This is a genomic window from Dorea sp. AM10-31 (genome assembly GCF_003435815.1).
In the GTDB taxonomy this organism is placed as follows: Bacteria; Bacillota; Clostridia; order Lachnospirales; family Lachnospiraceae; genus Dorea_D; species Dorea_D hominis.
Map to the genome: position 1 here is coordinate 566,629 of NZ_QTUV01000002.1, position 11,428 is coordinate 578,056.

14 protein-coding genes are annotated in these 11,428 nt (G+C 40.3%); 2 read left to right on the forward strand and 12 right to left on the reverse strand.

Going from position 1 to position 11,428, the window contains the following annotated elements; genetic code table 11:
• Window positions 1-56 precede the first annotated feature (56 nt).
• The 3 genes from DW125_RS05820 to DW125_RS05830 all read right to left on the reverse strand — a co-directional run bounded on the left by DW125_RS05820 (window position 57) and on the right by DW125_RS05830 (window position 2,722).
• Window positions 57-1,043 carry a CPBP family intramembrane glutamic endopeptidase gene (locus DW125_RS05820; RefSeq protein WP_117537378.1) on the reverse strand — a complete coding sequence of 329 codons (987 nt, stop codon included), beginning with the start codon at window positions 1,041-1,043 and terminating at the stop codon, window positions 57-59.
• A gap of 99 nt (window positions 1,044-1,142) precedes the next feature.
• Entirely contained in the window at window positions 1,143-1,634 is a 492-nt protein-coding gene (locus tag DW125_RS05825; protein ID WP_021861407.1) for a prolyl-tRNA synthetase associated domain-containing protein, read from the reverse strand.
• Between the two features lie 86 nt (window positions 1,635-1,720).
• The gene (locus tag DW125_RS05830; RefSeq protein WP_242992898.1) at window positions 1,721-2,722 is read right to left on the reverse strand and encodes a tRNA-dihydrouridine synthase family protein; all 1,002 of its coding nucleotides are present in this window, start codon (window positions 2,720-2,722) and stop codon (window positions 1,721-1,723) included.
• Between the two features lie 228 nt (window positions 2,723-2,950).
• On the opposite strand from DW125_RS05830, the gene DW125_RS05835 reads away from it, so the two are divergent.
• Window positions 2,951-3,979: a YeiH family protein gene (locus tag DW125_RS05835; protein WP_021861409.1), complete on the forward strand. Its 1,029-nt coding sequence runs from the start codon at window positions 2,951-2,953 to the stop codon at window positions 3,977-3,979.
• A 174-nt stretch (window positions 3,980-4,153) separates the two neighbouring features.
• Here DW125_RS05835 and trpS read toward each other — a convergent pair whose 3' ends face one another.
• From trpS to DW125_RS05865, 7 genes are all read right to left on the reverse strand, one after another.
• On the reverse strand, window positions 4,154-5,215 hold the full coding sequence (gene trpS / locus DW125_RS05840; protein ID WP_117537379.1) for a tryptophan--tRNA ligase: 1,062 nt from the start codon (window positions 5,213-5,215) through the stop codon (window positions 4,154-4,156).
• A gap of 128 nt (window positions 5,216-5,343) precedes the next feature.
• Window positions 5,344-6,375 (reverse strand): DnaJ C-terminal domain-containing protein, encoded by a 1,032-nt coding sequence (locus DW125_RS05845; RefSeq protein ID WP_117537380.1) that lies wholly within the window; start codon window positions 6,373-6,375, stop codon window positions 5,344-5,346.
• A 156-nt stretch (window positions 6,376-6,531) separates the two neighbouring features.
• Window positions 6,532-6,984, reverse strand: coding sequence for an Hsp20/alpha crystallin family protein (locus tag DW125_RS05850; RefSeq protein WP_117537381.1), 453 nt, complete (start codon window positions 6,982-6,984; stop codon window positions 6,532-6,534).
• A gap of 332 nt (window positions 6,985-7,316) precedes the next feature.
• Entirely contained in the window at window positions 7,317-7,481 is a 165-nt protein-coding gene (locus DW125_RS14570) for an IS3 family transposase (protein WP_442873172.1), read from the reverse strand.
• Window positions 7,427-7,729 (reverse strand): DDE-type integrase/transposase/recombinase, encoded by a 303-nt coding sequence (locus tag DW125_RS14080; RefSeq protein ID WP_199537822.1) that lies wholly within the window; start codon window positions 7,727-7,729, stop codon window positions 7,427-7,429. Before DW125_RS14080 ends, DW125_RS14570 begins: the two co-directional genes overlap by 55 nt.
• Window positions 7,730-7,938: 209 nt before the next feature.
• Window positions 7,939-8,466: a hypothetical protein gene (locus tag DW125_RS05860; protein ID WP_117537382.1), complete on the reverse strand. Its 528-nt coding sequence runs from the start codon at window positions 8,464-8,466 to the stop codon at window positions 7,939-7,941.
• Between the two features lie 129 nt (window positions 8,467-8,595).
• Window positions 8,596-8,793 (reverse strand): helix-turn-helix domain-containing protein, encoded by a 198-nt coding sequence (locus DW125_RS05865; protein ID WP_021861414.1) that lies wholly within the window; start codon window positions 8,791-8,793, stop codon window positions 8,596-8,598.
• Between the two features lie 312 nt (window positions 8,794-9,105).
• Between DW125_RS05865 and DW125_RS05870 the strand changes: the two genes are divergently transcribed.
• Window positions 9,106-10,134: an aldo/keto reductase gene (locus DW125_RS05870; protein WP_117537383.1), complete on the forward strand. Its 1,029-nt coding sequence runs from the start codon at window positions 9,106-9,108 to the stop codon at window positions 10,132-10,134.
• Between the two features lie 82 nt (window positions 10,135-10,216).
• On the opposite strand, the gene DW125_RS05875 is transcribed toward DW125_RS05870, so the two are convergent.
• Entirely contained in the window at window positions 10,217-11,098 is an 882-nt protein-coding gene (locus DW125_RS05875; protein WP_117537384.1) for an exonuclease domain-containing protein, read from the reverse strand.
• 45 nt (window positions 11,099-11,143) lie between these two features.
• A complete protein-coding gene (locus tag DW125_RS05880; RefSeq protein WP_021861417.1) occupies window positions 11,144-11,401 on the reverse strand; it encodes a hypothetical protein in 258 nt (85 codons plus the stop codon).
• Between the last annotated feature and the right edge of the window lie 27 nt (window positions 11,402-11,428).

The following is an 11,428-nucleotide window of genomic DNA, read 5'->3' on the forward strand; positions in this document are numbered from 1 at the left end:
TTAAATTGTCAGATATTCAGATAATTGCTCGTATATATACAAAAAATCTGACTTCTCTACTCTTGAGAAGTCAGATTTTCCTGATGCAAAGTCTGTTCCGGTTTATTCGGATGATCCGGCTTTTCATCGATCCGCTGCATCCATACATACATGCTGGAACCGATCGTTCCACATAAAACAGTAATAATGCCAATCCGCATCGGATTTTTTGCCATCCACTCAAACCAGTTGTAATGTGTTGCAAATACGGAAATCAGATTTGCAACCATATGTGCAAATATCGGTGCTTTCACAGAACCGTATTTTTCATACATATAAGCATATACCACTCCAAGGAAAAGTGCATATATCATCTGAACCATATTGCCATGCAGCAAGCTGAAGATCACTGCTGAATACAATGCCGCAGATAAAAATCCGCTCCGCATACGCAGCCTCTGAAAAACGAGTCCACGAAATACCAGTTCCTCACAGATTGGAACTAATATGCCAAGTGATATGCCCTGTATCAGAAGCGGTGCGGAATAGAATCCCTGCATTACTGTCTGATACTCCTCGCTGACAGTTGTAATGTTGCCTATAATAAGCAAGTTGTTCACTCCTACGCATAATGTTGCACTTAAGAGCGCTACTGCACTGTATTTCCACAGCGGCGCTTTCTTATTCGGTGTAAATCCGGTAAGTTTCTCCCTGATCCTGTCTTTGTGGAACATGATAAGCAACACCGGAATTGTTACAAATGCCGCCACACCTTCTACATAGGAAGAAAGCCTTGCTGCTTCCTTTGTCACCGCTTTTAAAATCTGTACATAATCCTTCTGATATATGTTTGCAATCTGCTGTGCATAATCTGTCATCTGTGCCGACAGTCCATAATGTCTGATCATATATGCTGCCCCGATCGCTGCCGATGCCACACCGGATACAATCATACCGATCACTATTTTCACTACGATCGGTCCCCAGATATACCAGATCTGGTTCCCGTAACTGTTGCGATTCACCGGGGGTGTCTGTTGTCCGTTGTATTGATAATGATCCATAGTATTCCTCACTTTCTTCTGTCACTGTACTATTCTACTTCGAACACAACGAACATGCAATTAAAAAACTATTAAATATCTTTATATTTTATAATTCTCTTATAATCGTACTTTTACAACATCCACATCCAGATCCCACAGGAATTTGTCCAGATCCTTAAATGATAAAAATACTGTCGCTGTATTCTCCAGCGGATGGATTCCCATGCTTTTGCATTTACTGAGATCTTTATCAATGAAAAATTCTACTGCGTGATCGGTATCATTCATCAGTCCAAACGGTGTCACACTTCCCTGTTTTACTCCCAGATATTTTTCCAGACGTTCTTCGGATGCAAAACTTAAATTGCCTGCTCCGAGCTGTCTTCCAAGAGATTTTAAATCTACTTTCTTCTTCTCATCACAGGTAACAAGGAAATGTCTCTTTCCTTTAGAGTCTCTCAGAAAAAGATTCTTACATAAAGTTCCTTTTTCGGGAAGTCCTAGCCTATCCATATCTTCCATTGTATGCACCGGTTCATGTTCCACAACTTCATATTTAATTTTCAATTTATCAAGCGCATCATATACGCGTTTTTTCTGGTCTTCCATATTAAAAGCCCCTTTCTTCTCTTTGCAATTTCAGACAGTCTGTCTGTATTTACAAATAAACTTTTTATTTATTATATGGTATTTATTTAACGAAGTAAAGCGAAAATTTCTTGCACTTCTCGCTTATACTCCTCTATTGTCTGTGTTTTCTTGATTTTTCTTATTTTTTCCAGATGATCTGGATAATACCGCATCAAGTAAGTCCAGATTTCTTTCATTTTAAATAATACATATATTTCTTTCGGACTTGCTTCTTCATAATGAATGCAGATATCTTCCAGAAATGCTGCCATACGCTCTTTTTCTATCGAAAAGCCACCATAGCTTTGTATTTTCTTTTCATTTTTTAATTTCTCTGCTTCCAGTTCCATCAAAAGTCCCGGATTAGCAATCATTCCTCGTCCGATCATCCAGCAGTCTGTCTGTGGAAATCTCTGCTGCATCTCCTGGATATTTTTTACAGTATTCAGTTCTCCGTTATAGCAAAGACTGTGTCTGCTATGTTCTTCAGCATATGCATACCAGGAAAGTCTTACCTCATGCATATAGTAATCCTTCTGTACTCGCGGATGAATGATCAACTCTTCCAGCGGATACTGATTATATATAGAAAGAATCTGTTCAAATTCTTCTGGTTCATCTCTTCCAAGCCTCGTTTTCACAGAGATTTTCACATCTTTTTCATTCGAAAATACGGTATCCAGAAATCGATCCAGCTCTTCCGTCTTTGCAAGGAATCCGGAGCCACGGTATTTTGATGCAACCGTCCTTGACGGACAGCCAAAATTCAGATTGATCTCTTCGTATCCATATCGTTTCAGTTTTTCAATCGTCTGTACACAGTCATTTCCATTGTTGCTTAAAATCTGTGGAACAACAAAAAGTCCTGCATTATGCGCAGGCAGAATCTCTTCCTGTTCTTTCAAATTCAGCCCGCGCTTACTATGCGGTACGAAGAAAGGTGTATAATATTTATCCATTTTTCGAAAATACTTATGATACGCGTTCCTGAAAATATAGGTCGTGATCCCCTCCATCGGGGCAAGGTAATACTTTGCCATCATGTTCTCCTTTTCATCTTTCAACATTCTAGCAAAGCTTTCTCACCACTGCAATGATTTTTATACACTAGCTGTTTTGAAATAATTTTCCGATTGATCTAAACTTTGATCTGTACTGCTATTATTGTATGGCTCGGTGACTGGCTTGCTTAAATATTACGAACTAATCTCCCTGTTCTGTTTTTCTTTTCATTTTTTTCATTGTGTGCTATCATATCTGACGGAAATATAACAAAATCTAAAGGAGTATATCAAATGGAGTTTTTAAAGAAAAATGTGAAAGGGATCTTATTATGCCTCTGCATCGCTATTCCCTGCTGGATACTGGGACAACATTTTCCAATTATCGGCGGACCGGTATTCGGTATTCTTGCCGGCATGATCCTGACATTATTTATCAAAGACAAATCCGCTTTCCAAAGCGGGGTTACTTTTGTATCAAAGAAAGTATTACAGTATGCTGTCATCCTTCTTGGGTTCGGGCTGAACCTGACTGTTATTCTGGAAACCGGGAAGCAATCACTTCCGATCATTGTAACCACAATCGCAACTTCTCTGATTCTTGCCTATGTATTGCATAAAATCATGCATATTCCAGGCAACATCTCTACTCTGGTTGGCGTCGGATCCTCCATCTGTGGTGGTTCTGCAATTGCAGCTACAGCACCGGTCATTGATGCAGATGATGACGAAGTCGCACAGGCAATCTCTGTAATCTTCTTTTTCAATATGATTGCAGCTTTACTGTTTCCAACGCTGGGCGGAATTCTTGGCTTTTCCACAACAAGCGGCGAATCATTTGGAATCTTTGCCGGAACGGCTGTCAACGACACCTCTTCTGTAACAGCAACGGCATCTACATGGGATTCTCTGTACCACCTGGGTTCTGCGACACTGGATAAAGCCGTTACCGTTAAACTAACACGTACACTTGCGATCATTCCGATCACTCTGGCACTTGCATTCATCCGCACACGAAGTCAGAAAGCTGAAGGCAAAAAAGTAGAGCTGAAAAAAATCTTTCCAATGTTCATTCTTTATTTTGTACTTGCTTCTGTCATTACAACAATTGCGACTTCCTGCGGTATCTCCGCAGATGTATTCACTCCACTGAAAACACTGAGTAAATTCTTTATCGTTCTAGCCATGAGCGCAGTCGGTCTGAATACAAATATTATCAAGCTCATCAAAACCGGTGGAAAACCACTTCTGCTCGGTTTCTGCTGCTGGGTTGGAATTGCTCTTGCAAGTCTTGGCATGCAGCATATACTTGGAATCTGGTAGGATATCTCTGCTGTAATAACAAAGTTATTACAGCAAAACGGCAGTTTATGGAATCAGATCTTTGAAAACATCTCAATTATATCTATCCACGAACTGCCGTTTTATTTTTTACTATTATTATAATTATCACAATCTCTGGCAGAAACTATCTCTGGCAGATTCCTTGAATATCAATTATTTTAACAAATCTGCATCGTCAAAGTAATTGATATGCATTGCATCTTTCACATCATGCAGTGTCTGGGCTGCTTTTGCACGGGCAACTTCTGTTCCGGCTTTCAGAATATCATAAACATCTGTCTTTCTGCTTTCCCAGTCTTTTCTTCTTGCACGGATTGGCTCCAGTTCTGCCTGCATAACATTATTCAGGAATTTCTTAACTTTCACATCACCAAGACCACCACGCTGATAATGTGCCTTTAATTCATCCAGATTTGCATAATCCGGTAAAAATTCTGCGAAATACTCATCCTTACAGAATGCATCCAGATAAATAAATACCGGATTGCCTTCTACCTGTCCCGGATCTTCCACACGCAGATGATTCGGATCTGTAAACATGGACATAACTTTCTTCTTAATGTCTTCCGGCTCATCAGACAGATAAATGCAGTTTCCAAGAGACTTGCTCATCTTCGCTTTACCATCAATACCCGGCAAACGCAGACATGCTTTATTAGACGGAAGAATGATCTCAGGCTCTGTAAGTGTCTCGCCATATACACTGTTGAACTTGTGTACGATTTCCTTGCACTGTTCTAACATCGGAAGCTGGTCTTCTCCAACCGGAACGGCTGTTGCACGGAAAGCGGTAATATCTGCCGCCTGACTGATCGGATAGCAAAAAAATCCAACCGGAATACTTGCTTCAAAATTACGTTGCTGGATCTCAGCTTTTACTGTAGGGTTTCTCTGTACACGGGATACAGTAACAAGATTCATATAATAAAATGTAAATTCTGTCAGTTCCGGAACCATAGACTGAATGAAAATATTCGCTTTCTCCGGATCGATTCCGCAAGCAAGATAATCCAGCGCTACATTCATAATATTCTGGCGTACCTTCTCCGGATGCTCTGCATTATCTGTCAGTGCCTGTGCATCCGCGATCATAATATAAATCTCGTCAAACTTACCGGAATTCTGCAGTTTTACACGCTCTTTCAGGGATCCTACATAATGTCCTACGTGAAGCCGACCGGTCGGACGGTCACCTGTTAAAATAATTTTGCTCATTCTTGTTCTCCTTACGCTATATCATTCACACATTTCCATACGGAAAGTGTATTTTTCTTAACCCTTTTATTATAAAGCGCGAACGACAGACCGTCAACAATACAGGCAACAAAAAAAGAAAAAGGCACTTACGCAGCGCCTCTTCCTTTTTTTTCACAGGCTTCTTCAAAAGCCTTTAATTTTCTCTTTGCATCTTCGCTCAGATTTTTCGGTACCTGGATTCGAACAGTTATATATTGATCTCCCCGTATATTTTTATCTTTCATAGATACGATTCCTTTGCCACGAAGTCTGATCTTCGTTCCAGACTGTGTACCCGGTGCGATTTTACACATAACCTTACCGGTCAGCGTCTGCACGATTGTTTCTCCTCCCAGCACAGCTGTTGTAAATGGAATCTGAACAGTACTGTATACGTCTTTTCCTTTACGTTCATATCCCGGTTTCATGCTGACAGTCACTTTCAAGAACAGATCACCGTCTTTTCCACCGCCATATCCCGGACTGCCTTTGCCACGGAGCCGGATGCTCTGTCCGGTATCAATTCCGGCAGGTATCTTCACTTTCAGAGACTTCCGTTCTCCGCTTCCATCTGTCACATGGATCAGCTTTTCACATCCGAAAGCCGCATCATCAAAGGAAACTGTAATATCCGCTTCCACATCTGCACCATCCTGTTGAAAACTCCTTCCATAATTTCTGTAGGAATTTCCTCCCTGGTTTCCTGTTTGTCTGCCGAAACCTCCAAATGAACTGTGTGCGCCGCCGAAACCATGAAACGCACCACCGAACATCTGCTTTAGAAAATCATCCATATCTCCATTTCCTTCGAAATGATATTCATGAAATGTACCATCCGGTCCTGCATAACGGTAAGTGCCGCCACCAGATGCACTACCATTTCCATAAGCACCGTCAGCTCCCATAGATCCGTCAAATGCTGCATGTCCATACTGGTCATACATTTTTCTTTTTTCTTTATCACTTAATATATTATATGCTTCGGTAGCTTCCTTAAATTTCTCCGCTGCCTGCTCATTTCCTGCATTCGTATCCGGGTGGTACTTTTTCGCCAGTTTACGGTAAGCTTTTTTTATTGTTCCAGTATCTGCGTTACGCGCAACTCCAAGAACATCGTAATAATCTCTTTTCGCCGCCATAAAATCCCTCCCGTTTTTCTTTATTGCTGTTATTTACACCCCACACAGAGTGTATTGTAATCTTGTTTTAACATTTTATGAAAACCATCTATATGAAGATTACCCCGCGGGATCATGCCCGCGAGGTAATACGAATTTTACATTGCAGCTCTGTTGTTATCCCTCAATGCTGATATAATGTTTTTTCTCTTCTGCCGGTTTTGCTTCCTCTTTTGGAACGCTGAAGGAAAGAATACCATTCTCATATTTCGGATGGATATCTTCTTCCGTTACATGTTTACCTACATAAAAGCTTCTGCTCATGCTTCCTGCATAACGTTCTTTTCTGATGTAAGTTCCATCCTTCTTCTCTTCATCCTTATCCAGTCCTTTAGCTGCGCTGACTGTTAAAACTCCTTCTTTCAGTTCCATCTGGATCTCATCTTTCTTAAATCCAGGAAGATCAATATCTACTTCATAACCCTCTTTGGTATCTTTTACATCTGTCTTCATTAAGTTCTTTGCATGTTTACCATAGAGTTCTTTCTCTACATCCGGGAATTTCGGGAATGTAAAATCATTCATAAAATCATCAAATAAGTTTTCTCCAAAAATACTAGGCATCATCATAAGTCATATCTCCTTCCAATACTTTATAAATATTATTAAGCACATATGAAATATTCGTCTGGAATATCTGATGTGTTGTTATCTGGAACATCCAGGATTCCGGATTTCTAAGAAGTTCTTTCTTTTTTACCCCTCTTCCTTTGTTCTAGTTGTACTATAACATTTACTATTAGCACTGTCAAGAGGTGAGTGCTAATTATTTTGTGAAGATTTTGTGAACACTACAAGCCATGCAAAATGGTAAAAATAACGCTCTGCAAGTTGGTGTGCTCCCCGTCAAGAGGACAATAATAAATTTTTGTATCGTCAGCCATGTTATGGCTGGCGATATTTTATGCTGCTTTTGTATATTGCTCATGATATTTCATTGGTGTCATTACATGCAGTTTCCTTTGAAGTCGTTGGTTGTTGTAGTAATCTATGTAATTAGCTATCGCAGTAATCAAAGAGCTTCTGTCATTAAAACGCTGTTTATAATACGTTTTAGAATTCCCCAAAACCCTTCCATTGGTCCATTGTCAATACAGTGGGCAACTCTAGACATACTCTGCTTCATATGATGTTTTTTTAATCTAGTATAAAACTGTGCGCTTGTATATTGAAAGCCTCGATCAGAATGAACTAATGGGTGTGCATCTGGCTCCTGACGAACAGCCTCATCAAACGTGTCCATAACTAATGGATTACAACTGCTGATACTACCGGAGCCGATGTTGTAAAAAATGCTTTGGATCAAGCCAATCATTTTGAAGGATCTGCTGAAGAAGCCCAAGTTGCCATGTTCCTGAAACAATTAGGAATCAAATATAGCAAACTCACCAAAGATGAATTTGTCATGGTCTTTCCGATGAATAGCTGGGCTGGCTTTTCATTGAAATTTCTTATGCTTTTTCGTTGACATTTAATACTGTTCAATGTATCATATAATCAAGAAATGGGTTTGTTACCGTACAGCTATTGCTCAAGCGGGGTGCTCGTTTCTTTTTTTATGTTCACCATGTCATACAGATATAAATTTCCGTCTGCAGCATGTCGTATCAACATTTCTATCCTGAATATATTAAACCGTTCAAGATCTCCAGTATCATTGTTATATACTGGAAGTGCAAACCTTGTCGTAAATCTATACCAGCCAAACTTTGCATCAACGTTATGCTTTCCTTTAAAGTTTTCCTGCCATCGTTTATTCGTAGCACATTGAAGAAGCATAGGAATTCCCTGGGTAGCATTAGCCTTTGCTTTCGCATTCGCTCCATATAATCTTTTGGTATCTCCAGATCCTTTTAATTCTCCTGGAAAATCTGAACCAATATAGACTTGATCCGAGGTTTCGACTACTTCATAGCAATCTCCTATGTATTCTTTTAAATACTGCTCAACTTCTTCCCAATTGATATTCCTCTTTCCTTTAAAACGAATATCACTGATTACAACAATTTTCTTTCCATCCAAATCTGATATTACGCTTATTTTCTTATCCACTAAATATCCTCCTTTCCATCCTGACGCATTGCGTTATGTTTATGGTAAAAAAATATACATAAACTACTATAATGCCTGATAACCCTTCCTTGAACTAATTCTTGGACTAGAAATCATCAGTACCACTTTTTAATTATCTTCACTATTGATTCGACGCTCTATCTCTGCTCTATACTTTAATAAACGTAACAGATAATCCGGAAGTTCTCTTTTCTCTGCTTCCCAATCTTGAACGGTACGATACGGAATACCATAGTAGTCACTAAATTCACGTCTGTTCATTCCCATTTTTTCTCTTAATTTTTTTACTTCTTTTCCTCTACTCATGATAAAACTCTCCCACCTAAATAACGCATTGCGTTATTTGATAGTACCCGATATATGCTATGTTGTCAATTCGCTATATTCTCACCTCTCACCATATTTTCGCCCATATATTTTTATAAAACCGATGCAACGGAAAGCCTGTAAAGCAGCCACTTTCGAGATACACAAGACAGGACAAAAATCGACTTCCATTATCAAGAGTGAGTGCAATTTTTTGAAATTTTTTCAGATGTAACTATCAAAGAAAAGTGTTATATTATAATTACTTAATATAAATTCCACTTTGATAATCCATAATGAGGAGGAAAATCTATGAAACAAGTTACATTAGGAAAAACAGGTATTACTGTTCCACAGAATGCGTTCGGTGCTTTACCAATCCAGCGCGTCTGTCAGGACTATGCTGTGAAATTGCTGCGCAGAGCCTATGAGGGTGGCATGCGTTTCTTCGACACGGCAAGAGCCTACAGCGACAGTGAGATCAAGGTTGGGGAAGCCTTTAATGGTATGCGAGCCAAGGTATACATCGCCACTAAAACAGCCTCCAAGACACCGGACGATTTCTGGAAAGAGCTGGAAACTTCCTTAAAAAATCTCCGTACAGACTATATTGACATTTATCAGCTCCATTGTGTACCACAGTGTTACCGTCCAGGAGATGGCACTGGAATGTATGAATGCCTACAAAAAGCAAAAGAAGAAGGTACGATCCGCCATATCGGAATTACTGCACATAAGCTGGGTGTAGCAGAAGAAATCGTCGAAAGCGGTCTGTACGAGACTTTGCAGTATCCGTTCAGTTATCTTTCTTCTAAAAGGGAAATCGCACTGGTGAACGCCTGTAAAGAAAAAAATATGGGATTTATCGCTATGAAGGGACTTGCCGGCGGTCTGATCAACCGCTCCGAAGTAGCCATGGCTTATATGAGGCAATACGATAATGCGCTTCCAATCTGGGGAATCCAGAAAGAGGACGAACTGGAAGAATGGCTCAGCTACATGGAGCAGACGCCATCCATGACACCGGATCTGGCCGCTTACATTGAAAAAGAGCAGAAAGTATTGACCGGAGAATTCTGCCGCGGCTGTGGATATTGTATGCCATGTCCTGCCGGTATCCAGATCAACAATTGCGCCAGAATGTCTTTGATGCTCCGCCGTGCGCCATCCGAAGCCTGGCTGACACCGGAAATGCAGGAAGAGATGCGCAAAATTGAAAACTGCCTGAACTGCGGACAGTGCAGGAAGAAATGTCCGTATGAATTAAACACACCGGAGCTTCTGAAAAAGAATTATGAAGATTACAAAAAAGTACTTGCCGGAGAAGTAAAAGTACAGTAACCAGCCTCTCCACGCACAAAATCAACAAGTCGTGGTTCTCCCACCAAAACAGGACTGGTCACACTTAGAATGATGTGATCAGTCATTTTTCCTTCATCCGCTCCATATATTCTTCCGGTTCTTCAAATGAACTGTCTTCTCCGGTACAGATCACTCTCAAGTCATCTAGGAGCGCTCTCGCTTCCATCATCCCGCTTTTCTCCAGTTCATTTATAAGCTCTCTGCTTTTTCTGACTACAGCTTCCGATATTCCATCCCACTTCTCGTGGAATCTCCGGTATCTGCAATACAGTTCTTTTTCCTTCATATATTGTCTGAGCATCTGTGCCGCACGCTCCGGACAGCCGTGTACATCCAGATATGCAATCACATTTTTCAAATCCACTGCGTCTTCCAGTGCATCATGACTGACAGAAGAGCCAAGTCCGCATAACAGCTTCAGATTCGCAATGCCTATGCTGTGCATATTCAGCTTTCTGGAATAGATTCCCTCAATATCACGCATCTGTTCAAGCATCTGACTCACTGTCTTGCGAATGTGTTTGGAAATGCCTGTCCGGTAATATTTTAAATCCTGGCTGATCACCTGCTGATCCGGTCCCCATACGCAGATTATTCTGACATTACGTGCGCGCAGTTTTCTTGCCACTTCTTTCATAACCTGTTCATAAGGTGGTGCCTGCAGGAGCTCCTCTTCCGTGATCCCGGTAAGCTCACGGAATTTATCATGCAGCGGTTCATCATTATAAATATAAGAATGGAACCTCTCTACTTCCTCAAAATTCTCCCGACAGATCACCATACCAAGCGATACCAGTTTTGCCGGTGGACCGCCTTTCTTCTGTGACGTCACATATTCGGAATCCAGAAAAGCAATCCTTCCTTCTTCCAGAAAATCTGCAGCTTTAAAAACTGCTTTTGATTTTTTTCTTTTGATTGTATATTTCTTTCTTGTCTTTCCCAAAGAGCCACCTCTTGTTCATCAACTTATTTTTCGCTCCGGCACTTTTTATGCGTCAAAATCTGCCTCGAACGTACCTTCCGGTGTTTTCATTGTTAAGATTCCGAGATTAAAATCTTCATCCTGAATTGTAATATGATATTCAAAAATTACATCATCCTCAATTTTGGATAATAAAATATACTCTCCGTTTTCTTTTCCTTCAATCTGGTCACAGATATCATCATATACATCTGCTCCGGAAATCTTTCTCGGGTATCCTGCTTCTTTTATCTTTTTTTCAATTACTTCGAATAATTCATTCATCTGTCTGCCTCACTCTCTGATATCATC